25 protein-coding genes, 2 tRNA genes and 3 rRNA genes are annotated in these 20741 nt (G+C 34.2%); 15 read left to right on the forward strand and 15 right to left on the reverse strand.

The genetic code is table 11. The features are described 5' to 3' along the window. The first annotated feature begins 496 nt into the window (after nucleotides 1-496). The 5 genes from EW14_RS01825 to rrf all read left to right on the forward strand — a co-directional run bounded on the left by EW14_RS01825 (nucleotide 497) and on the right by rrf (nucleotide 5576). Nucleotides 497-1981: ribosomal RNA gene (locus EW14_RS01825) — 16S ribosomal RNA — on the forward strand. Between the two features lie 125 nt (nucleotides 1982-2106). Next, nucleotides 2107-2180: transfer RNA gene (locus EW14_RS01830), tRNA-Ile, on the forward strand. Between the two features lie 12 nt (nucleotides 2181-2192). Then, nucleotides 2193-2265, forward strand: a tRNA-Ala gene (locus EW14_RS01835). Between the two features lie 254 nt (nucleotides 2266-2519). Next, nucleotides 2520-5395: ribosomal RNA gene (locus EW14_RS01840) — 23S ribosomal RNA — on the forward strand. A 64-nt stretch (nucleotides 5396-5459) separates the two neighbouring features. Then, nucleotides 5460-5576: ribosomal RNA gene (gene rrf, locus EW14_RS01845) — 5S ribosomal RNA — on the forward strand. The 16S, 23S and 5S rRNA genes sit together here with 2 tRNA genes alongside, the layout of an rRNA operon. Nucleotides 5577-5619: 43 nt before the next feature. On the opposite strand, the gene EW14_RS01850 is transcribed toward rrf, so the two are convergent. From EW14_RS01850 to EW14_RS01865, 4 genes are all read right to left on the reverse strand, one after another. Further along, nucleotides 5620-6501, reverse strand: a complete 882-nt coding sequence (locus EW14_RS01850; protein WP_042849820.1) for a DNA-formamidopyrimidine glycosylase — start codon at nucleotides 6499-6501, stop codon at nucleotides 5620-5622. A gap of 4 nt (nucleotides 6502-6505) precedes the next feature. After that, entirely contained in the window at nucleotides 6506-6715 is a 210-nt protein-coding gene (locus EW14_RS01855; RefSeq protein WP_011817817.1) for a photosystem I reaction center subunit IV, read from the reverse strand. A 79-nt stretch (nucleotides 6716-6794) separates the two neighbouring features. Next, on the reverse strand, nucleotides 6795-7556 hold the full coding sequence (locus EW14_RS01860; RefSeq protein WP_042849821.1) for a LysM peptidoglycan-binding domain-containing protein: 762 nt from the start codon (nucleotides 7554-7556) through the stop codon (nucleotides 6795-6797). Nucleotides 7557-7628: 72 nt separating this feature from the next. Beyond that, nucleotides 7629-9020 (reverse strand): aldehyde dehydrogenase family protein, encoded by a 1392-nt coding sequence (locus tag EW14_RS01865; RefSeq protein ID WP_042849822.1) that lies wholly within the window; start codon nucleotides 9018-9020, stop codon nucleotides 7629-7631. A 155-nt stretch (nucleotides 9021-9175) separates the two neighbouring features. Here EW14_RS01865 and EW14_RS01870 point away from each other — a divergent pair, with 155 nt between their 5' ends. After that, nucleotides 9176-10066, forward strand: a complete 891-nt coding sequence (locus EW14_RS01870; RefSeq protein WP_042849823.1) for a GNAT family N-acetyltransferase — start codon at nucleotides 9176-9178, stop codon at nucleotides 10064-10066. Nucleotides 10067-10138: 72 nt separating this feature from the next. On the opposite strand, the gene EW14_RS01875 is transcribed toward EW14_RS01870, so the two are convergent. Next, nucleotides 10139-10387: a DUF3104 domain-containing protein gene (locus EW14_RS01875; protein ID WP_042849824.1), complete on the reverse strand. Its 249-nt coding sequence runs from the start codon at nucleotides 10385-10387 to the stop codon at nucleotides 10139-10141. 462 nt (nucleotides 10388-10849) lie between these two features. Continuing rightward, the gene (locus EW14_RS10175) at nucleotides 10850-10987 is read right to left on the reverse strand and encodes a hypothetical protein (RefSeq protein WP_197049601.1); all 138 of its coding nucleotides are present in this window, start codon (nucleotides 10985-10987) and stop codon (nucleotides 10850-10852) included. 364 nt (nucleotides 10988-11351) lie between these two features. On the opposite strand from EW14_RS10175, the gene EW14_RS01880 reads away from it, so the two are divergent. Continuing rightward, nucleotides 11352-11786 carry a hypothetical protein gene (locus tag EW14_RS01880; protein ID WP_042849825.1) on the forward strand — a complete coding sequence of 145 codons (435 nt, stop codon included), beginning with the start codon at nucleotides 11352-11354 and terminating at the stop codon, nucleotides 11784-11786. On the opposite strand, the gene EW14_RS01885 is transcribed toward EW14_RS01880, so the two are convergent. Beyond that, nucleotides 11783-12292, reverse strand: coding sequence for an alternative oxidase (locus EW14_RS01885; protein ID WP_025894013.1), 510 nt, complete (start codon nucleotides 12290-12292; stop codon nucleotides 11783-11785). The two genes, EW14_RS01880 and EW14_RS01885, sit on opposite strands and share 4 nt — an antisense overlap. A 154-nt stretch (nucleotides 12293-12446) precedes the next feature. Here EW14_RS01885 and EW14_RS10180 point away from each other — a divergent pair, with 154 nt between their 5' ends. Next, nucleotides 12447-12587 carry a hypothetical protein gene (locus tag EW14_RS10180; RefSeq protein ID WP_197049602.1) on the forward strand — a complete coding sequence of 47 codons (141 nt, stop codon included), beginning with the start codon at nucleotides 12447-12449 and terminating at the stop codon, nucleotides 12585-12587. 272 nt (nucleotides 12588-12859) lie between these two features. Here EW14_RS10180 and EW14_RS01890 read toward each other — a convergent pair whose 3' ends face one another. Continuing rightward, nucleotides 12860-13168: a hypothetical protein gene (locus tag EW14_RS01890; protein WP_025890437.1), complete on the reverse strand. Its 309-nt coding sequence runs from the start codon at nucleotides 13166-13168 to the stop codon at nucleotides 12860-12862. A 301-nt stretch (nucleotides 13169-13469) separates the two neighbouring features. On the opposite strand from EW14_RS01890, the gene EW14_RS01895 reads away from it, so the two are divergent. Continuing rightward, a complete protein-coding gene (locus tag EW14_RS01895) occupies nucleotides 13470-13676 on the forward strand; it encodes a hypothetical protein (RefSeq protein WP_042849827.1) in 207 nt (68 codons plus the stop codon). A gap of 89 nt (nucleotides 13677-13765) precedes the next feature. Next, nucleotides 13766-14056 (forward strand): TIGR03894 family protein, encoded by a 291-nt coding sequence (locus tag EW14_RS01900; protein WP_025894015.1) that lies wholly within the window; start codon nucleotides 13766-13768, stop codon nucleotides 14054-14056. An 11-nt stretch (nucleotides 14057-14067) separates the two neighbouring features. On the opposite strand, the gene EW14_RS01905 is transcribed toward EW14_RS01900, so the two are convergent. Then, the gene (locus tag EW14_RS01905) at nucleotides 14068-14271 is read right to left on the reverse strand and encodes a hypothetical protein (protein ID WP_025931386.1); all 204 of its coding nucleotides are present in this window, start codon (nucleotides 14269-14271) and stop codon (nucleotides 14068-14070) included. 117 nt (nucleotides 14272-14388) lie between these two features. Next, complete coding sequence (locus EW14_RS01910) at nucleotides 14389-15918, reverse strand: NAD(P)/FAD-dependent oxidoreductase (RefSeq protein ID WP_042849829.1); 1530 nt, start codon at nucleotides 15916-15918, stop codon at nucleotides 14389-14391. A gap of 323 nt (nucleotides 15919-16241) precedes the next feature. On the opposite strand from EW14_RS01910, the gene EW14_RS01915 reads away from it, so the two are divergent. After that, complete coding sequence (locus EW14_RS01915; RefSeq protein WP_042849830.1) at nucleotides 16242-16727, forward strand: hypothetical protein; 486 nt, start codon at nucleotides 16242-16244, stop codon at nucleotides 16725-16727. 1 nt (nucleotide 16728) lies between these two features. Here EW14_RS01915 and EW14_RS01920 read toward each other — a convergent pair whose 3' ends face one another. Next, nucleotides 16729-16944, reverse strand: coding sequence for a Nif11-like leader peptide family natural product precursor (locus EW14_RS01920; RefSeq protein WP_042849831.1), 216 nt, complete (start codon nucleotides 16942-16944; stop codon nucleotides 16729-16731). Between the two features lie 91 nt (nucleotides 16945-17035). Here EW14_RS01920 and EW14_RS01925 point away from each other — a divergent pair, with 91 nt between their 5' ends. Beyond that, a complete protein-coding gene (locus EW14_RS01925) occupies nucleotides 17036-17353 on the forward strand; it encodes a hypothetical protein (protein ID WP_042849832.1) in 318 nt (105 codons plus the stop codon). Nucleotide 17354: 1 nt separating this feature from the next. Here EW14_RS01925 and EW14_RS01930 read toward each other — a convergent pair whose 3' ends face one another. Further along, the gene (locus EW14_RS01930; protein ID WP_002806001.1) at nucleotides 17355-17747 is read right to left on the reverse strand and encodes a hypothetical protein; all 393 of its coding nucleotides are present in this window, start codon (nucleotides 17745-17747) and stop codon (nucleotides 17355-17357) included. 4 nt (nucleotides 17748-17751) lie between these two features. Then, nucleotides 17752-18018 carry a TatA/E family twin arginine-targeting protein translocase gene (locus EW14_RS01935; protein WP_042849833.1) on the reverse strand — a complete coding sequence of 89 codons (267 nt, stop codon included), beginning with the start codon at nucleotides 18016-18018 and terminating at the stop codon, nucleotides 17752-17754. A 407-nt stretch (nucleotides 18019-18425) separates the two neighbouring features. On the opposite strand from EW14_RS01935, the gene EW14_RS01940 reads away from it, so the two are divergent. The 3 genes from EW14_RS01940 (at nucleotide 18426) to EW14_RS01950 (ending at nucleotide 19755) form a co-directional block, all read left to right on the forward strand. Continuing rightward, nucleotides 18426-18665 (forward strand): hypothetical protein, encoded by a 240-nt coding sequence (locus EW14_RS01940; RefSeq protein ID WP_042849835.1) that lies wholly within the window; start codon nucleotides 18426-18428, stop codon nucleotides 18663-18665. A 300-nt stretch (nucleotides 18666-18965) separates the two neighbouring features. After that, nucleotides 18966-19415, forward strand: a complete 450-nt coding sequence (locus EW14_RS01945) for a peroxiredoxin (protein WP_081925722.1) — start codon at nucleotides 18966-18968, stop codon at nucleotides 19413-19415. A gap of 67 nt (nucleotides 19416-19482) precedes the next feature. Beyond that, nucleotides 19483-19755, forward strand: coding sequence for a DUF4090 family protein (locus EW14_RS01950; RefSeq protein WP_002808213.1), 273 nt, complete (start codon nucleotides 19483-19485; stop codon nucleotides 19753-19755). Between the two features lie 99 nt (nucleotides 19756-19854). Here the strand turns inward: EW14_RS01950 and EW14_RS01955 are convergent, their stop codons facing one another. Both EW14_RS01955 and EW14_RS01960 read right to left on the reverse strand, forming a co-directional pair. Further along, on the reverse strand, nucleotides 19855-20199 hold the full coding sequence (locus EW14_RS01955) for a hypothetical protein (RefSeq protein ID WP_042849837.1): 345 nt from the start codon (nucleotides 20197-20199) through the stop codon (nucleotides 19855-19857). Between the two features lie 230 nt (nucleotides 20200-20429). After that, complete coding sequence (locus EW14_RS01960; protein ID WP_042849838.1) at nucleotides 20430-20666, reverse strand: hypothetical protein; 237 nt, start codon at nucleotides 20664-20666, stop codon at nucleotides 20430-20432. Between the last annotated feature and the right edge of the window lie 75 nt (nucleotides 20667-20741).

Below are 20741 nucleotides of genomic sequence, written 5' to 3' on the forward strand. Positions count from 1 at the left end.
GATGGTTTAGTATTTTCTTCTGGGCAGAAATATAATTTTTGCACTATTCAAGAAATTACCTTAAATCTGATTTTTGGTAAATGAATGAATTTTTTGGAGATTTGATTTCGATCATTATTTTCAGCCAGAAGAAGGGTTTTACCTTCGAAATGAGTTACTCACTTGTTGTTTAACTCTGCACCTAGAAAATTTAAAAACTTAGGAACTGATGCTTTTATTGCGTCAAGAATAACTAAATTTTTTTGGTTATTTCAAGATGTACATGCAATAAAGGTGTGAGGTCCCGTCAAGAGTATATAAAAATGTCATCAATTGCTAACTTATGGCTTTGATGCAAACGGATCTGAGATCTTGGAAAGTCACTTTATAAATATTTAATGTGCACTCAATGTAATCCTTAAAATTTAAGGAGGCTGAAACTAAATACAAATACTGAAGTTTTTATTTGGATAAAGCAATTCAAATTGAGTAGATTTATCTACAAAAGGATTTGAACACAACGGAGAGTTTGATCCTGGCTCAGGATGAACGCTGGCGGCGTGCTTAACACATGCAAGTCGAACGAACCTTCGGGTTAGTGGCGGACGGGTGAGTAACGCGTGAGAATCTGCCCTCAGGAGGGGGATAACGGTTGGAAACGACCGCTAATACCCCATATGCCTACTGGTGAAATGAATTTCGCCTGAGGATGAGCTCGCGTCTGATTAGCTAGTTGGTGAGGTAATGGCTCACCAAGGCTTCGATCAGTAGCTGGTCTGAGAGGATGATCAGCCACACTGGGACTGAGACACGGCCCAGACTCCTACGGGAGGCAGCAGTGGGGAATTTTCCGCAATGGGCGAAAGCCTGACGGAGCAACGCCGCGTGAGGGACGAAGGCCTCTGGGCTGTAAACCTCTTTTCTCAAGGAAGAAGATATGACGGTACTTGAGGAATAAGCCACGGCTAATTCCGTGCCAGCAGCCGCGGTAATACGGGAGTGGCAAGCGTTATCCGGAATTATTGGGCGTAAAGCGTCCGCAGGCGGCTTTTCAAGTCTGCTGTTAAAGCGTGGAGCTTAACTCCATCATGGCAGTGGAAACTGAAAGGCTTGAGTATGGTAGGGGCAGAGGGAATTCCCGGTGTAGCGGTGAAATGCGTAGATATCGGGAAGAACACCAGTGGCGAAGGCGCTCTGCTGGGCCATTACTGACGCTCATGGACGAAAGCCAGGGGAGCGAAAGGGATTAGATACCCCTGTAGTCCTGGCCGTAAACGATGAACACTAGGTGTCGGGGGAATCGACCCCTTCGGTGTCGTAGCTAACGCGTTAAGTGTTCCGCCTGGGGAGTACGCACGCAAGTGTGAAACTCAAAGGAATTGACGGGGGCCCGCACAAGCGGTGGAGTATGTGGTTTAATTCGATGCAACGCGAAGAACCTTACCAGGGTTTGACATCCTGCGAACCTCTTAGAAATTTGAGGGTGCCTTCGGGAATGCAGTGACAGGTGGTGCATGGCTGTCGTCAGCTCGTGTCGTGAGATGTTGGGTTAAGTCCCGCAACGAGCGCAACCCACGTTTTTAGTTGCCAGCATTTAGTTGGGCACTCTAGAAAGACCGCCGGTGATAAACCGGAGGAAGGTGTGGATGACGTCAAGTCATCATGCCTCTTACACCCTGGGCTACACACGTACTACAATGCTACGGACAAAGGGCAGCAAACTCGCGAGAGCTAGCAAATCCCATAAACCGTGGCTCAGTTCAGATCGTAGGCTGCAACTCGCCTACGTGAAGTAGGAATCGCTAGTAATCGCAGGTCAGCATACTGCGGTGAATACGTTCCCGGGCCTTGTACACACCGCCCGTCACACCATGGAAGTTGGCCATGCCCGAAGTCGTTACTCCAACCCTTGTGGAGGAGGACGCCGAAGGTGGGGCTAATGACTGGGGTGAAGTCGTAACAAGGTAGCCGTACCGGAAGGTGCGGCTGGATCACCTCCTAACAGGGAGACAACAAAATGTTTAAAATTATTATTTTGTCACCTTAGGTCGATCGGTATCTCACATTCTTAATTTATTAAGATTTTCATTTCCTAAGTTTTTCTAGGTCACACCCATTATTTTTCCTGGGCCATTAGCTCAGGTGGTTAGAGCGCACCCCTGATAAGGGTGAGGTCCCTGGTTCAAGTCCAGGATGGCCCATATCTCTATGTTGGGGGTATAGCTCAGTTGGTAGAGCGCCTGCTTTGCAAGCAGGATGTCAGCGGTTCGAGTCCGCTTACCTCCACTGATTACCACCTCTGCCATAATTTGTAATAGGAAACATTTTGAGTTGTGATCAAATTCTGAACGAATCTAGCTTCCTAATGAAATCATTAAGATGCTGGACTCATTGAATTTATTTCATTGTTTTCAGAGAACCTTGACAACTGCATAGATTATTTTAAAGACAATAAGCATCTTTAATGATGCAGATTTTTTATTTGTGCGAATGCATTAATAACAATTCTATTAAGCTGATGCTTCAATTTTGAAGTTATTGGTCAAGCTACAAAGGGCTCACGGAGGATACCTAGGCACACAGAGGCGATGAAGGACGTGGTTACCTGCGATAAGTCTCGGGGAGTTGGAAGCACACTTTGATCCGGGAATTTCCGAATGGGGCAACCCCATGTACGGCCAACTGAATATATAGGTTGGTGCGAGCTAACCCAGCGAACTGAAACATCTTAGTAGCTGGAGGAAGAGAAAGTAAATAACGACTCCCTCAGTAGCGGCGAGCGAACGGGGAACAGCCCAAACCGATAGTCTTGACTATCGGGGTTGTGGGACAGCAATATGGATCAATAAGTCTAGAAGAAACGTTTGAATGGCGTGCCACAGAGGGTGAAAGCCCCGTAATCGAAAGATGAGTTGACCTAGCTGTATCCCGAGTAGCACGGAGCACGTGGAATTCCGTGTGAATCTGCGAGGACCACCTCGTAAGGCTAAGTACTACTGTGTGACCGATAGTGAAACAGTACCGCGAGGGAAAGGTGAAAAGAACCCCGGGAGGGGAGTGAAATAGAACATGAAACCGTGAGCTTACAAGCAATGGGAGCCCGACTAATCGGGTGACCGTGTGCCTGTTGAAGAATGAGCCGGCGACTTATAGGCACTGGCGGGTTAAACCGGAAATGGTGGAGCCACAGCGAAAGCGAGTCTTAATAGGGCGTTTGTCAGTGTTTATAGACCCGAACCCTGGTGATCTAACCATGGCCAGGATGAAGCTTGGGTGATACCAAGTGGAGGTCCGAACCGACTGAAGTTGAAAATTCAGCGGATGAGCTGTGGTTAGGGGTGAAATGCCAATCGAACCAGGAGCTAGCTGGTTCTCCCCGAAATACGTTGAGGCGTAGCGTCTAGTGCTCCAGCAGGGGGGTAAAGCAACCATTTCGGTGCGGGCTGCGAAAGCGGTACCAAATCGATATGAACTCTGAATACCCTGTGTGTAACTAGGCAGTCAGACTGTGGGGGATAAGCTCCATAGTCAAGAGGGAAACAGCCCAGACCGCCAGCTAAGGTCCCAAAATTAACGCTAAGTGATAAAGGAGGTGGGATTGCCCAGACAACCAGGAGGTTTGCCTAGAAGCAGCCATCCTCAAAGGAGTGCGTAATAGCTCACTGGTCGAGCGATCCTGCGCCGAAAATGAACGGGGCTAAGCGTTATACCGAAGCTGCGGATAAATTTATTTATGGTAGGGGAGCGTTCTATGTAGGGTGAAGCGTTAGCGTAAGCGGACGTGGACAGCATAGAAGTGAGAATGTCGGCTTGAGTAGCGAAAACATGGGTGAGAATCCCATGCCCCGAAACCCTAAGGGTTCCTCCGGCAGGCTCGTCCGCGGAGGGTTAGTCTGGACCTAAGGCGAGGCCGAAAGGCGTAGTCGATGGATAACAGGTCAATATTCCTGTACCAGATGTGTTTTGAGAAGGGGGACGGAGAAGGCTAACCAGGCCAGATGTTGGTTACTGGTTCAAGCGTTCGAGGCTTTGAGAGATGGAGAAAACATCTTGAGCTAAGGCGTGAGTACGAGCTGCTACGGCAGCGAAGTTGGTGATGTCATGCTTCCAAGAAAAGCCCTACACTCGTTAAGACACAAATGCCAGTACCCGAAACCGACACAGGTGGGGTGGTAGAGAATACCGAGGGGCGCGAGATAACTCTCTCTAAGGAACTCGGCAAAATGGCCCCGTAACTTCGGGAGAAGGGGTGCCAGCGAGAGCTGGTCGCAGTGAAGAGGCGCAAGCGACTGTTTACCAAAAACACAGGTCTCCGCTAAGTCGCAAGACGATGTATGGGGGCTGACACCTGCCCAGTGCCGGAAGGTTAAGGAAGCTGGTTAGCTTTTAGTGAAGCTGGCGACTGAAGCCCCGGTGAACGGCGGCCGTAACTATAACGGTCCTAAGGTAGCGAAATTCCTTGTCGGGTAAGTTCCGACCCGCACGAAAGGTGTAACGATTTGCGCGCTGTCTCGGAGAGAGGCTCGGCGAAATAGAATTGTCTGTGAAGATGCGGACTACATACACCCGGACAGAAAGACCCTATGAAGCTTTACTGTAGTTTGATATTGTGCTCGGGCTCTGAATGCGCAGAATAGGTGGGAGACGTTGAAATAGTGCTTGTGGGTACTATTGAGTCATCGGTGAGATACCACTCTTTTAGAGCTAGGGTTCTAACGCTTGCCCGTTATCCGGGAAGCGGACAGTATCTGATGGGCAGTTTGACTGGGGCGGTCGCCTCCTAAAAGGTAACGGAGGCGCACAAAGGTTCCCTCAGGCTGGTTGGAAATCAGTCGTTGAGTGCAAAAGCAGAAGGGAGCTTGACTGTGAGACCTACAAGTCGAACAGGGACGAAAGTCGGTTTTAGTGATCCGACGGTTCTGCGTGGAAGGGCCGTCGCTCAACGGATAAAAGTTACTCTAGGGATAACAGGCTGATCTCCCCCAAGAGTTCACATCGACGGGGAGGTTTGGCACCTCGATGTCGGCTCATCGCAACCTGGGGCTGAAGTCGGTCCCAAGGGTTGGGCTGTTCGCCCATTAAAGCGGTACGCGAGCTGGGTTCAGAACGTCGTGAGACAGTTCGGTCCATATCCGGTGTATGCGCAGGAATATTGAGAGGATTTCTCCCTAGTACGAGAGGACCGGGAGGAACGCACCTCTGGTGTGCCAGTTATCGTGCCAACGGTAAACGCTGGGTAGCCATGTGCGGAGTGGATAACCGCTGAAAGCATCTAAGTGGGAAGCCCACCTCAAGATGAGTATTGCCATGGCTTAAGCCAGTAAGGTCACGGGAAGAACACCCGTTGATAGGCTCTACGTGGAAGCTTGGTAACAAGTGCAGCGGAGGAGTACTAATAGACCGAGGGCTTGACCAAATAAACTTAATTTATTGTTTTTAATTTATATAATTTTCTATGCAGTTCTCAAGGTTCACACTATCCTGGTGTTCATGGCGATGTGGAACCACTCCGATCCATCTCGAACTCGGTTGTGAAACGCATCAGCGGCGAAAATATTTAGGGGGTAGCCCCTTGAGAAAATAGCTCAATGCCAGGTAAAAATATTTAAAAGGGTTTACTCCACTTGAGTAAGCCCTTTTTTATTTTTGGCATTTAGGACACCAATGAGTACTTCTTCCAGCAATTTTTTGCCTTTTTATTAAATTTCCACATTTATGACATTCTTTACCAGTTCTTCTATAGACATTTGTCTGTAAACCAAAATTCCCATTCTCTCCCTCCAAGTCTCTGAAGTCACTAAATGTTGTCCCACCAGAACCTATACTTTTTTTTAATACAGTTACAATTGATTCTTTGAGCTTTATTAACTCATTCTTCTTTATTGTTTGAGCTTCCCTAAAAGGTGAGATGCCAGCCGAGTATAAACTTTCATCAGCATAAATATTGCCTATACCAGCCACTATTGTTTGATCTAATAAAATAGCTTTTATAGATTTTGTTCTTTTTGAAATAACTTTCCTAAGGTATTTTGCATCAAAGTTTTCAGAAAATGGTTCTGGTCCTAATGAGCCTAATCCTCTGATTATTTTATTGGGCGATAACCCTTGCTTAATCCACCACATTTGGCCAAAACTTCTTACATCAATGTATCTAAGCTCTTTATTATTTTTATCTAAAAATCTTATTCTTGTATGTTTACAGGGCGGGGTAGGTTTATTAATATACTTGAAATATCCAGTCATTCTTAAATGAACGACAAGAAATCCATTATGTTTTAATGATACTTTTTCATTAATTTGAATTTTCTCATTTTCAATTTTTTTTAGTTCAGCTATTAAATATTTTCCTCTCCTGTTCCATTTGTATAAAAGCGAGCTCTTAAGCCCCTTAATAAATACTTCTTTGTTGGCAGGGAATGCTACAGTTGAATCCCTACAAACTTCTACTTTTTTAATAATAAAGTTATTAAGTTTTTGCTCTAAACCTCTTCGAACAGTTTCTACTTCAGGTAACTCAGGCAATTATTTAGGCTTTTTCTAATTCACTTTCAGCAAAATTGTTTGTATTAGCTCCACCATCAGTACCGCTTATTCCTGCATAGTTTACCTTATCAAATCTTACTACACAATTATATTTAATACCTGAAGTATCAACTGAGGCAACTTTACCGATTTCATTATACCAATATGATTCTGGTCTTTTTACGCGTACTAGATCTCCTCTTGAAATTGCCATTAGTTTTAAGTTGACTTCTTAAAGAATAACCTATGATTAATAATCTTAAACAAATTATTCACACATATTAATTAAAACTCTAACAAAAATCTTTTATTAAATTCTCTTCGAACTCTTCTTTGGCAGGCTTACTACCCCTCCATTTTCTGCCTGGGATTCTTACATTTAATTCATTTGTATTGCAATTTATTGAAAGGATCAGTTTTTTGTTTTCTTGATTTAGTACATTTAAAACTTTTCTATTTTTACTTGTTTTATTAGATTTGCTTTGAATAATTATTGGACCATAAATTTGTTTATCAAATTCAATTAATTGATTACTTTTTTCACTGTTAGTTATTTGATAATTATCCGAACTTGTCGGATCTTTTTTGCTCAATAAAAGCTTTTGCCCAATTTTTATTGAATCCGGATTATTGAGATTATTAATTTCTACAAGATCGATCACTTTTAAGTCATATTTGTTTGATATTTCAGTAAGATTTTCACCTATTTGAACAATATGGTAATTATTTATTAAATCTGTTTGTTTTGTAAATTTTTCGGTAGATTCTGAGATGATAAGATTTTGGCCAACATAGATATAATTTTCATCTTTTAAGTTATTTAATTTGATAATTAAATCTTTGTTAATTGAATAAAATTTTGAAATACTTGAAATTGTATCCCCACTTTTTACTATATGAAATTTTTTTATTTCAGTTTTTTCTTCATTAATTGGTTCTTTTTTCGCAATATTCTCAATTTTATTTTTTGCTGAATCTATCTTTTCTTCGGATTTTATAAATGAGTGATTAAAAAAATTAATAAATATGGCAATTACTAAAAATACAAATTTCATTAACTTCGCTGTTTATTTAAAGATAGTCCTTTAATAGAAATTCGCTAGGGTTTTGAAAATAAATTAAGTAATTTAAAGCTGAAAAATAAACTTTAAAAATTTCTTTACTCTTTCGTACGGAGGATAACGCAGATTTGAATCAAATAAAAAACCTTTAAAAGTAATAGATTTTTGATTTGAAAAATTTCGAAATCCTTCTTCGCCATGAAATTTACCAATACCACTTTGCCCAACGCCTCCAAACGGTAAATTTGGAATCAGGACTGGTAACATCACATCATTTATACAAATTGTTCCTGAGCTGGTTACTTTTGAAATATGATTATGGATTTTTTTATTGCCTCCGAATAAGTAGATTGCTAATGGTTTTGATGTTTGATTAATCTGTTTTAAAGCTGATTCTTTATCATTGATTCTTATTACTGGAAGCAGTGAACTGAATAGTTCTTGCTGCAAAATATCTGTTTCATTTAAATTAGTTCTCAAAATCGTAGGAGATATTTTCAACTTTTTTTTACTAAAAGTGCCCCCAAATAAAATTCTTTTTTCTTTTTTATATTGTTTGAGAATTTCTAATGTTGATGTAAATTGCTTTTCCTCTAATTTTGATAAGTTTTCGGAAATAATTGGATTATCTCCGTAAAAACTTACTATGCATTTCTTTAATTTTTCTATAAAAATATTTTCAATTTCTTTATCTACAAAGATATGATTCGGAGCCATGCAGGATTGACCAGAATTAAAAAATTTGCCCCAAACAATCCTTTTTGCAGCCACTTCTAAATTTGCATTCTTGAAAATAATTACAGGATTTGTTCCGCTTAACTCAAGAGTTAATGGAGTTAAGTTTTTAGAAGCTAATTTCATTATAGATTTTCCAGTTTCAGTACTCCCCGTAAAAAATATGTGATCAAAATTTTGCTCAATCAATTTTATGGATTGTTTATAATTACCCTCTACTGTCATTAGGACATCTTTATGGAAATATTTGGAAGTAAGTTTTTTAATAAGTTTTGAGGTCGCAGGACATTTCTCTGATGGTTTTATAACTGCTGTATTGCCTGCTGAGAAAATATTTACCAAGGGCTTTAAAACATAAAGTAATGGATAATTATAAGGACCAAGAATTAAGACACACCCAAGAGGTTCATAAATAACTTTGGAGGTTGATGGAAATAGATAAAAAGGTGTATCAATAATTTTTGGTCGCATCCAAGAATTGAGTTTCTTTTTTATGAGTGAAATTTCTTCTTTCACTAAAAGGATTTCTGAAAGCCCTTCAATTTCAGATTTACCTAAATCAACAAAAAGTGATTTTATTATCTCTTTTTTATTTTCATCCAAAAGTTTAGAAACTATATTGATATGTTGGATCCGCCATTTTATATCTTCCGTTTTACCAGTGAGAACTGTATTTTTTAATCTATTAATGTCATCTAAATGAAATTTATCAGAAATTTTCATTTTATTACTATGAATAGTATTAAATATATCAGAGGATAAATTGTAAAAACTAAGGTTTTTAGCCACTTAAATTAAAGTGAATGATTTATGAGAAATAATCAAATTTATTAATATTACCTTTAAAAATTCAAATTTTTCTTGGTTAATATATTTCTATGAGGGCAAAATTTTCAATTAGATTGATATCAATAAATGAAATACCAGAAGTCACAAACTGGGCAAGGTTAGAAGGATTTTCTCCTGGAATGGATGACGTATCAATTTATAGAAATACAGATAAACAAGGGGTATGGTTAGCTTGTCTCGATAATAAGCCTATAGGTTCTATTGCTTGTATTAAATATAATTCCTCTTATGGTTTTATAGGTTTATTTATCGTTAAAAAAGAATTCCGAAATAATGGATACGGAGTGAGATTATGGAAACATGCCCTCGATTATTTAAAAAATGTTGATTGTATTGGTCTTGAGGCTGCCCCAGACAGATTGAATGATTATGCAAAGTGGGGGTTTAGAAAATCTTCCATTACAAATCGATGGAAATTAAATGGTTCTCAAGATTTGCCATTGAGTAATTTCTATAAAGATCAATTTCATTCTTTTAAAGTTGTCCCAGGTAATAAAATTTCCTCTGAAGCGGTTTTGATTTATGATGATCAGAGAGAACCGAGTCCCAGACCTCATTTTCTAAATGACTGGTTGAAAAATTCTCATGGTAATGTAAGTGCAATTGTCGATAATAATGGGATGTGTCATGGATTTGGCAGGATAAGACCTTGTGTATTGGAGGATAATGAGCAAGGCTGGAGAATCGGACCTCTTTTAGCGGATACTCCACCACTTGCTGAATTATTAATAAGGGAGTTAGTTGGTGATTTAGATGCCCAAATCTTATTGGATTGCTCTAATCTGAATCCTTATGCAAATTATCTTTTATCAAGTTTGGGATTTGAGGAAACATCAAGAACTTACAGAATGTATAAAGGCATTAAACCTACCTGCCCAATGAATCAAGTATACGGACTTGCCTGCTTGGAACTGGGGTGAATTCTTTTAAAGCGTACATTTTATTTTTTGTTTCTGTAATACTGAAAGAAGTTTTTTAAATTATCCATAAGCTTAACCTTCAGAAGGTTTCAAAATTTTTTCTACAATATCGGCGTTGATTATAGTGATCTCTCCATTGTCAATATTGGCAACTTGAAACAAGGTCCATGAATTTGGATTTCTAGCTCCCCCAATACAGTCGATAACTTGACCGACCCAATAATTTTTATTCTTTTCCTTAGTATCTTCGCAATTCTCTTTTTTAATTGCGACATAATCACCAGACCTAACGAAAAGAAACTCAGGAGTTACCGAGCTCACAATAAATAGTTAATAGTATATGTGTACTATAGTAAGTTATTTGCTTTGTTGCCGAGCTTTGAATTATTTCGCAAACTAGAGGTAATTCAAAAAATAAAATGGAAACAACTGAAATTGCTATATTTTCAACATTATTGGGGTTAATTTTAGCTTTAACTGACGCTTATATAGAAAGAAATATTCCTGGATAATGTTTCCAATTTAATTTTTAAATTAAATAAGATTTAAGTTGGTCTAATATATCGGAACGGCTAGAAACTAATTTTGTAAAAACTAAATATATCAACCCTCCCATTGCTAGTCTTCCGTTAATTTTCTCTAACTGCTTAAGTTTCCTCAACACATTTAATTGGCGGTTAAGTAAAATTTAAAGGGTATAGGAAATAAAAAAGTATTGATTACTTCAAAATTAAAAAAAATTTTAAAAGTTTATAGAAAAATTATTTCTAACACAAATTAAATTTAAAGCCAAGCTTCTTTCATCTCAAGATAAAGCCTTTCGCTCTCAGCAGAATTAATTTTGCTTTCTGAATAAGATTGCTGCTGCTGCTGCTGCTGCTGCTGAGTTGAGTTAGTATTAGAATTTTGGACTTCGCTCATTATTGGGAATTAAAATTTGTGTTTATTCTCTCATATTTAGAGCTTTTTTTGTCAACTTAAATTCTTAAATTTTATTTAAATTTTCTACGTTTTTAATTTTCCTGTTTTGATTTAATTTATTTCGCTACAGTAGTTTTGGTATATAGGAATTTAACTTCCCAATATACAATTCCTAGGAAGATTGCACTTGCAATAATAATTTCAGAAATGGCTAGCATTTTATTTTCAATACTAATTTAATTTTGGTATCAATTTACACAGAATGCAATAGGTACTAATTACATTTAAGATTTTAAAAAATCTTATTTAATAAAATAACGCGTCGAAATAATATAAAATTTTAAGGTAGATACATATTATTTCCGTGGGAAATTTCATAAATTCAACAACTCTTATACCTTTAATACCTTTAGTAACCTCTTTATTTATTCTTATTTTATTGGCAAGTTTTAACAGAACACTTAACAGGTTAACAAAACCAGTTACTGTACTGGTTGCATTATCTTTATTAAGTTCTGCTTTTATAAGCTCATATGACTATTTTAAGAAAATAGAAGAAAAATTAGTTTTATCTGAATTTCTCGAATTTTTTGAAGAAAAAAATTTAGTTATACATCTCAATTTGGTAAATGAAAAAATTATAATATTTTTCTCATTAATAATGATATTAATTATTGGAATATCTTTCTATAAATTGCCTAGAAAAAAAGGTTATGTCTCATTAATGATTAGCCTAGGATTAATTTCTTCTTCTGTGATTCTCTCAATATTGCTAATAGATTTCTCATCACTAATCTAAACTGTTGTAAGCATTGACAAAGCTTGGTTAAGTTCTTGGACATGATTTAATTCATCTTGAGCAATTTCTTTTATTTTTTGATCATTTGGATTATCTATTAAATATTTGGAATAAGTTTCAAATGCATGTTCTTCGATTTTTATGTTGACGTCATAAGCATTAGCTGGAGAGAAAAAATAATAAAAAACCATAATCCAGTAATAGACAAGCACAAGGTGTCTTGCAAAAAATCTATCAATCCAGAACCTATCTCCTCCTCTTTTTTCCATTTCTTTAAGATGCTCAGTTTCGTTTATAGCTTGATAAAAATGTTCTTTCATTAAAATCATTGTTTTTTCATTTTTAATTCCTAAGGATTCTTTAAAATGAAGAACCGAAAGAAATGCAAAATAAGGAGATCTAGCTATTACTTCTAAAACCCAAAATCTTTGTAAAGATCTACCAGAGTATATGAAGTCTAAGAAGTTAACAGTACTATTCAAAATCAAAGAATTTAATTTCTTCATAAATACCTTTTTCTTTAAGTATAATTACTCATCCACTTTAGGTCTATAATATATTGAAGTAATTAACCAAAAATTAATATTTATATTCTAAAAATTGTTACTTCCATTGAAATATTTTTTTTTCATGCATTAATTGGATAGATAAAAATTTTATATGACAACTACTGAAAAAATTGCAAATGCCAAAAAGAGGATTGATGAATTAGAAAAACTTATAAAATATTGGAATGATTCAGAACGTGATGAGGCAAAAATAGTAAATTTCAATATCAACAGTGTAAACAAAGTTGCTTAGATTTTGATTATTAAGGCTGATTAACTTATCTACTTAAAATGATTTAATATCTTTCTGGTTTCGAATATTGTTTAATTTATAAATAGAGCAATTAAACCTATTCTCAAAAACGGTAAGGAAGAAATAGTCTAAAAGAAAAATCTATATGAAAACCTTTTCAAAAAAATATTTAGTTCCGATTAAATTTATACCATGGGTTTTTTGGGTATTTATATCTTTTATGAGTATATATTTGTGTAAGATAGCCTGGGTAAAATGAATAATTAATGAAACTAGCTTCTTCTTAGCCAACCAGGAGCACCTCCAAACCAATCTGATATATCATCTTCATTTGGGTTGAAATGATTTTCTTTATCTAGTCCATCTATCCCAAATGATTGCAAGAGGTTATCAATCCCACCATCATTTTTTGTACCATTCCTTCTAAAGCTGTTAGCTTTTTTCAGCCAAAGAGAAATTGTAGAGTTATGGTGTGCAAATTTCTCAACATATATCCTTTCTTCTAATGTAATTGATTTATCTTGAGCAATTCTTTTAATTATTCCTTGGATCTTTAGTCTTTTTGAATTACTAAGAAGCATTTTTTAATAAATTCATTATTCTTTTTATAGGAGGGATCACTAAATATATCTTGTCAATGTTAATTTCAACAAATTAACCCTCTTAAAAGGTTTTTAAGCAAGAAAAGTTTTAAGACACTAAAAAAAGGGATCAATTAGTTACGCAGGATACGTTTATTCATTTATCAAACTTATAATTCCTGCAAATTAGATAATAAAAATCAATCCATTTTTGAAGATACTTTAAACTTAAGATAAGTGGATGCAGGTGTTGCAATATAGTAAAAATGTACTAATATTAGTACAGATGTATTATTAAGATATGAAATTGATTTCATCTTCTCCTTATGCCCCTTTTAATTCAAAAGAGTGGAATTCTCTAATAAGCAAAAATTCAAAGTTTGAAAATGCTCCAATAAAGATTCAAAAAAAATTTTATAGAACTTTTACTCTAAAAAAAAATGAAAAAGATGAACTTTTGCAAGAGAAGTATGAATTGCATAAACAAATGCAACTTGTATTCGGATAGAAAATATTAACTAACAATCTTTTTATTGAATATTATTTTACTAAATCCAATTTTTTGTTAGATTAGTAGAAATACAAGAAGGTTTTAATTTGGCTGTAGATCGAGAACTTTTAAAAGAAGTTACCCAAGAACTTTGGAATACCGTAAAAAAACTAAGACCTGAAATTGATCGGCAAACTCGACTTCAATTAGTTTTAAAGGCCTTATTAACTATTGGAGATTTGCCAGATCAAATGCAAGCTGCCATGGTAGTAGGTGTTTGCGCAGAAATGGATAAGAGTGATGTTGATAATGTTGGAACTAATTCGCAAACTCAAGATTCAAGCGGAGTTGATACTTCTACAGGTAGAAAAGTAGTCAGAAGAAGTTCAGCTAAATAAACCTTAAACTATCATCCTTTAATTTTCTTTGATTCGTTTTTATTAAGTCTATTGAATAGGTAATATGAAATTACAAGTAAGAGAGGAACGAATATTGAATGTAAAGTCATCATTAATTCTGTTTGGCCCATTCCTATAAGATTTGACTCGCTTGGAAGTTGTTCTGACCAAGTGCCAACTAAATGCCATGCTTGAGGAATTGATAAGAAAAACATATAAGAGCTATAAGTTAAGTTTATGTTCAGATAAAGATTATCATTATTGAACGTTTTTGCTTTCTTTATTCTTATTTCTTAACTAAGTATTTGTAGAGTTATAAAAAAGAACTTGATTCATAAATTTATTTTCTTAAGAAGAGTTTTAAATTCTTTTTTACCAATAATTTTTTCAGCTGCGTAAGCGCCACTTGCTGAAACAGCAGGAATTCCAATACCTGGAAATGTACTTGCACCGCAAGTAAATAAATTTTTCACTGGAGTTTTGCAGCCTGGGAAAAGACCTTTTGCTGCAGATAATGCAGGGCCATAACTACCGCAATAGGTATTTGTGAATTTTTTATGAGTGATTGGGGTTCCTAGCATCTTTAAATCAATCCTTTCATCAATATCAGGGATGAATTTTCGCACTGCATTAAGGAATATTGAACATCTTTCTTCTTTCAAATTTCTATATTCTAATTCCCTTGGATTGAGGTTTTCCCAAATTTCCCAAGGTTCATTTGCGGGAGTATATCCATGAAGAACATGTTTTCCTTCTGGGGCCATATTTTTATCTAAAACAGATGGGATTGAAAATACAGCTATATTTCTTTCTGCGGTTATACCTTTTTCCCACTCATCAACATGTATCGCATGTATTGGCAAATTTTCAAGACCATCAGAATCAAAACCTAGATGTATATGAAGGAAAGAATCACATTTATTAGGGTTCAAAACTTTTGTATTCCATTTTTTTGAAATTTCATTTGGAATTAACTTTTTTAAATTCCAAATATCAGTATTCGTGACAACAGATTCACAACTATAGCTAGAACCATTACTTAGAGTTATTCCTGTTGCTAAATTTTTATTGAAGTTAATTGTCTTTACTCTCGAAGAGAGAATTAATTCTCCCCCATTTTTTTTAAATCCATTAATTAAGGCTTTTACTATAGATTCACTACCTCCTCTAGGGTATTCAAGGTATGAATTTGGTTCAAACCATTCGTTAAATAAAGTAGCCATCGCAGCTGTATTTGTATCATGCATTGACATACCACTTATCAAAAAGCTCAATAAATCAACCCAATTTCTGAGAAAAGGATCCTCTAGATGATTATTTACTAAATCCCCAAAGCCTTTATTAATTTTTGGTATTTGATTGATATTAGGTAAAAATTTTGAGGTTAAATTTATTAGATCTAAGAGATTTATTGATTCGGGAGAAAATGAGAGTAAAGGGATTTCATTTATTATTTGGCTAATAGGTTTTATTCCGGAAATAAATGATTCCCATTCTTTAACAGATTTCTCACCTCTTAAAGTTTTAATTGTTTGTTTAAAAGGTTCTTCCCCAACATCAAGATTAAAATTGCCTTCTGGGACAATTACTTGCCAACCTTTGTATTGAAATAGTTCAACTTCTTCATCAAGTAATTTAAGAATTTGCCCAAGGGGATTAGTTGTCGGCCATTTACCTATTCCACTCCACAATGAAGGACCTGATTCGAAAGTGTAACCTTTTCTTTTGAAGCTGTGAGCAACACCTCCTGGCTGGGTATGTGCTTCACATATCAGTACTTTTTTGCCTGATAAAGCGAGAATCGAACCACAGCATAATCCACCTATTCCACTACCAACTATTACTACATCGTACTTTTCCATTAAATATTTACTTCACTCTTCTCGTAAAACTAATGCGTTTTAGACAAATGTATTTGTTGAAGTTGTAATACTTAGAACAACTGCAAGAAAAAATATATAAGGGACTGCTTTTAGAGGAATGTATCCTTGGCTTTTAGAAATAAAATCCATTGACTTAGTTACTTTATGTAAACATACTAACGAGTTCTTGTTCCTTATGTGTGCCAAAAAATTATTTTTTTGGAAATATATTGAAATAAAGAAATCTTTTTGGAGAGATTTTTTAACTTAGAACATTTTTTATGAAGTTATCTTAGTATTTGATTCTTAGATTAAAATCTATTATGAAACACTTTCCTGATATTAATGAGATAAAGCTATTAGAAAAAAATTCCCAAAAAAATGGTAGCGGAATTGTATATGAGGAATTGTTAGGAATATGGAAGTTTAAGTATGTATGGGGTAAGGAGTCAGATGAAATCAAAAATATACCCAGTTCGATTCTTCAAGTATTGTCGGCAAGACTCGAATTGAAAAGTAAAAATAAAGAGGATCAAATAAATTATGAAATAAACAATTCAATTAATTTCGGATTATTAAATATTACTTTTACAGGCAGCGCAGAATTAAAAGGGATTAGACCTTTATTGGCTTTCTATTTTGAAGAATTGAAAATTAATATTAGTAGTTTTCCTGTATTTAATAAGGAATTAAAAAAACCAGAAGATAAAAAAATGCCTTTTTTCTCACTTGTAGGAATTAGCACTAAAGATAATTGGTTATGTGCTCGAGGCAGGGGCGGAGGGCTTGCAATATGGGTTAAGTCTTAATTTAGTGGTATTCTCCTGGATGATCTACCTTTCTTACGGTAACTTTATCAACTTTTTGTCCATTAAATCTTAAGAGATCATCTCCTGAAAAGTCATAACCTAAGCTTTGGCCTATTAGTGCTACATCATCTGCTGTAGAGGATGTCGTAACCTGCTTTTTTAATTCTTCATCAGATTGCATCTTAATTAAAAATTTTCTTATTTCAGAAAAACTCATTACTAGAATTTGATTGATTGATGTTAAAGAAATTAATAAAATCTTTTTCTTAGCAAGAACAAGATAAATAGATAATTATTATACTATTTTTATGACTTACTTATTCCTCTATGTAGTTGGCATAATTTTAATATGGTGGATATATCGTGTCGGTTGGCTTGAGGCGCTCAAAACAGTAGTTAAAGTTATAGTTCCCTCAGCGCTTATTATTTTATTTAACATAAAAGCCGGGAGATTACTTTTTAAAAGTCCTGTAGTAGGTTTATTAAGCGCTTTGCCTACCTCTATTTTTATTTTTAGAGGTTCATTGCCTTTAGTTAGTTATATAAATAACTGGATTGAAAATAAAATAAATAAGTATGATGATTCGGAAGTTATAGATACTGATTCTGTGCCTTTAGATGATTAATTCAATCAAATCCAAGAAATAATTCTTTGTGTACAACAAGAACATCAAATAAAGTTGTTCCATGAATAGGACTTAATGGGATTTTGTCTATGTTCAATGCTTCTGCGCAAATTAAATGAGCATCCCATTTTGTATTGTGATCACTTATTTCAATTGACCACTCAATTACTTTTTTGAAATGATCTGGCATCTCCGAACCAATTTTTCTGCAAATTTGACATAGAACTGACAAAAGAGGAGGTTTTGATGGCCTTTTTAAATCTTTAATAAGACTAGGTTGTGTAAACACACTTGTATAGCGGATGTAGTCTATCAATTCATATTCTTCTTTAGTTAGAGCTGCTTTATCTAATGCTCTTTCAAATTCGTCTATGGGGGTTATGGGTCTATCCAAGATATTATTTTTTGCTGTTTTCTGTATCTATTTTTTCTTGATTAATTTCATTGGTTTGATTGCTTTCTATAGATTTAGGAGATTCATCTTTATCTTTTTCGTTCATAACTTGATCGATTTCATTTTGAAATTCATTCGACGCTTTTTTAAGACTTTTCAAAGTTTTACCAAGCTGTTTTCCTAATTCTGGAAGCTTTTTTGGACCAAAAATTAAAAGAGCTAAGATAAGTATTACAGTAACTTCAGGCAAACCTACACCAAAAATATTCATAACTGATAACTATTTAACTAATTAGGAAATCTACTATTAAATATAGTCAAATCATGTGAAAATTTCATTCTCGGAAAAGGTTTTTTAATATTAAAAAATATTGAAAAATATTATTGTTATTAATACTCCTTTAAAGAAAACTAACCAAAGTAATTGATAATCACTCAATTTGAATTTTTTTTGGTACCAATTTATAAGAGTTTTATGTTTATCTATTAATTTTCTCATTTTCACTGAGATTATTTATTACTATCACTTATTTTATCTTAATTTCTTTTATTATTATTTTATAGAAATCCTAGATTCTACTCAAATTAGATTATTCTATTAAATTTAAATCTCTTTCTAAATTAGTTTTTTTCTAAATTATTGAAACTATTCGCTAAATATTTACTATTTTAAAAAAAATGAAGTACTTATTTGTTGTTTTTTACCTTTTTTCTCTAATTTATCCAGTTGAAGCTGTTACGACAAAAATGTTTAAAGTATTGGATACGTGTGCAAGATATCGACTCGGAGAGATTAATGCTAATGAGGCTATAGAAAAACTAAAATTAAAATTAACGAATTCTTACACTAATCAGCCAAAGGACCTAGTTAAAAAATATTGCTCAGTATTTACTCCAAATGAAAAAATTGAATTTTAATCTTTACAATACATATTTAATTATTCTTTTTTGAATAATCTTTAGCTTTGTTTCGTATTTCTTTAACTTTTTTAAAATTAGTTATTTTTAAGTTAAAAATAACTCCAAAAAAAAGAATAAGAAATAAAGAAATATAAATTATTAATTCCATATTATTGAATTAATAAATTCACCTTAGTTTATTTCAATAATTTTTTAGTATCTTTTAAAACAAAAAAACTGACTTTGATATCAGTTATTTACTTTAAGGCCACAAAAAAAACATATTAACCTCTAATATGGAGCTTTATAAGAATCATTGTGCAGATTGGAGATAAAATTCCAGAATTCTCTCTACTGGATCAAAATGGAGTTAAAAGATCAAATAAGGGATTAAAAAATCCCCTTGTTTTGTTCTTTTATCCAAAAGATGATACGCCGGGTTGCACTATAGAAGTTTGCGGATTTAGAGATAAATATGACTTATTTAAAGTATTAGGTGCACAGGTTTGGGGAGTAAGTAATGGAAGTACCTCAAGTCATTTGGCATTTGCTAATAAAAATAAATTACAATATCCATTACTTTGTGATAAGAATGACTCTCTTAGGAAAACTTTTAAAGTTCCTAAAGTATTAGGTTTTATGGATGGTAGGGTAACTTACGTTATTGATCGCAAAGGGACAGTTAGGCATATTTTTAGAGATTTATTGAATGGTCCTGAACACATTAAAGAGGCTATTAGAGTGCTTAAGGAAATTCAAAATCAATAAATTATTATTCAAAGAATTTTAGATTAATAAGTTTTGTTTTATTATAGTTCCAGCTTTTTTTTAATATATGAAGAAAATGGGAATGCAGGCTGTTGATCTTGCTATTCAAAATGGAGTGGATCTTGATGGTACTCCAATCCCTCAAAAAATGCTAGATCTATACAACAGAATTATGGATGAAGAGAATAAAAGACAAAGGAGTGGTGTTAAAAAATCAATGAGAAATAGATGCGTCAAAACGGGTTCTAAGCATTTTGATAAGGAAACATTGAATCAATTATTAATAGACTCGGGATGGGAAGGTCTCAAAGAAAAGGAAATTTTATTTTTTTATAACTAAAAAAAATTTTAAATTATCTTAAAATTTAATTATGGTAACTTTACTTAAATTTAAAACTGAGAACTAAAAAAAATTTTTTTTAGATCTAATTTATTTGAATTATTTAAACCATCCTTTTTTGTTAGAAGATATTATTTTCTCTTTTTCAGCTTTTGTTTTATTACTTGCTTTTTTGAAAGCCAAGTTGGCTTCTATTACTGTGACTACTGATATGAAAAAAAGACCAGAAATTCCAATTATTTGTTCATTTTGAGAAGGTTCTGAATCACCTTGTAACAAAATACCTAAAGCGAACCATGCAGTACTAGCAGTGATGGTAAAAAAATAGGGTTTCCATCTTCTTTGATATAAGTAGCCCGATCCTAAACCAGGAAGAAAATTTAAAAAAGATGCTACCCACCCTTTTGAAGATGAAAGTATTTCGTCTCTTGAGGGATAAGACATTTATGTTAGGTATTTATTAAATGTGAATTTATATAAGCAAAAGATATTGCTGCACAAATTACCCAACTAAAAGGTAAAAACATTCTTATTTTTTCTTTATTATTGTTCATTTTTTAATTATGGAAAATATTTTTAAAATCTGTGGATTTAATAGATACCTTAAAACTATTAAGAATTAAAAAAGACGGTTTTTAACCGTCTTTGAAAAAAGTAATTTCTCTAAAAATAAATTATTTATCTTTTGAGGCTGAGAGTACTTTAAGTTCTTTTTTTACTTCTTTTTCTCTCTCTTCAAGATGTTTTAGTTGAGCTTTAAAAGCATCTTCAAGTCTTACTTTTTGTTTTGTTATTTCATCAAGCTCTTCTTGATGTTGATTTTTCTTCAACTCCTTCATTTCACTATCGGAAATAACATATACTTGGCGATATGAAGGTGTTTGAAAAAGAAGATCAAACATTGAATACATAAGTGACCTTTGAATTAGTACAAATTTAATATCTGATAATTCTTTGAAATATGAAAGGATAAATACCGAAGATAT

Origin of the sequence: Prochlorococcus sp. MIT 0604 (assembly GCF_000757845.1) — a bacterium.
GTDB lineage: Bacteria > Cyanobacteriota > Cyanobacteriia > PCC-6307 > Cyanobiaceae > Prochlorococcus_A.

Bases quoted from the DNA above. Each gene is read 5' to 3' on its own strand.
- EW14_RS01855 (WP_011817817.1), bottom strand. From the start codon at position 6,715: ATGGCAATTTCAAGAGGAGATCTAGTACGCGTAAAAAGACCAGAATCA.
- EW14_RS01860 (WP_042849821.1), bottom strand. From the start codon at position 7,556: ATGAAATTTGTATTTTTAGTAATTGCCATATTTATTAATTTTTTTAAT.
- EW14_RS01865 (WP_042849822.1), bottom strand. From the start codon at position 9,020: ATGAAAATTTCTGATAAATTTCATTTAGATGACATTAATAGATTAAAA.
- EW14_RS01870 (WP_042849823.1), top strand. From the start codon at position 9,176: ATGAGGGCAAAATTTTCAATTAGATTGATATCAATAAATGAAATACCA.
- EW14_RS10175 (WP_197049601.1), bottom strand. From the start codon at position 10,987: ATGAGCGAAGTCCAAAATTCTAATACTAACTCAACTCAGCAGCAGCAG.
- EW14_RS01885 (WP_025894013.1), bottom strand. From the start codon at position 12,292: ATGAAGAAATTAAATTCTTTGATTTTGAATAGTACTGTTAACTTCTTA.
- EW14_RS10180 (WP_197049602.1), top strand. From the start codon at position 12,447: ATGACAACTACTGAAAAAATTGCAAATGCCAAAAAGAGGATTGATGAA.
- EW14_RS01890 (WP_025890437.1), bottom strand. From the start codon at position 13,168: ATGCTTCTTAGTAATTCAAAAAGACTAAAGATCCAAGGAATAATTAAA.
- EW14_RS01895 (WP_042849827.1), top strand. From the start codon at position 13,470: ATGAAATTGATTTCATCTTCTCCTTATGCCCCTTTTAATTCAAAAGAG.
- EW14_RS01905 (WP_025931386.1), bottom strand. From the start codon at position 14,271: ATGTTTTTCTTATCAATTCCTCAAGCATGGCATTTAGTTGGCACTTGG.
- EW14_RS01910 (WP_042849829.1), bottom strand. From the start codon at position 15,918: ATGGAAAAGTACGATGTAGTAATAGTTGGTAGTGGAATAGGTGGATTA.
- EW14_RS01915 (WP_042849830.1), top strand. From the start codon at position 16,242: ATGAAACACTTTCCTGATATTAATGAGATAAAGCTATTAGAAAAAAAT.
- EW14_RS01920 (WP_042849831.1), bottom strand. From the start codon at position 16,944: ATGAGTTTTTCTGAAATAAGAAAATTTTTAATTAAGATGCAATCTGAT.
- EW14_RS01925 (WP_042849832.1), top strand. From the start codon at position 17,036: ATGACTTACTTATTCCTCTATGTAGTTGGCATAATTTTAATATGGTGG.
- EW14_RS01935 (WP_042849833.1), bottom strand. From the start codon at position 18,018: ATGAATATTTTTGGTGTAGGTTTGCCTGAAGTTACTGTAATACTTATC.
- EW14_RS01940 (WP_042849835.1), top strand. From the start codon at position 18,426: ATGAAGTACTTATTTGTTGTTTTTTACCTTTTTTCTCTAATTTATCCA.
- EW14_RS01950 (WP_002808213.1), top strand. From the start codon at position 19,483: ATGAAGAAAATGGGAATGCAGGCTGTTGATCTTGCTATTCAAAATGGA.
- EW14_RS01955 (WP_042849837.1), bottom strand. From the start codon at position 20,199: ATGTCTTATCCCTCAAGAGACGAAATACTTTCATCTTCAAAAGGGTGG.
- EW14_RS01960 (WP_042849838.1), bottom strand. From the start codon at position 20,666: ATGTATTCAATGTTTGATCTTCTTTTTCAAACACCTTCATATCGCCAA.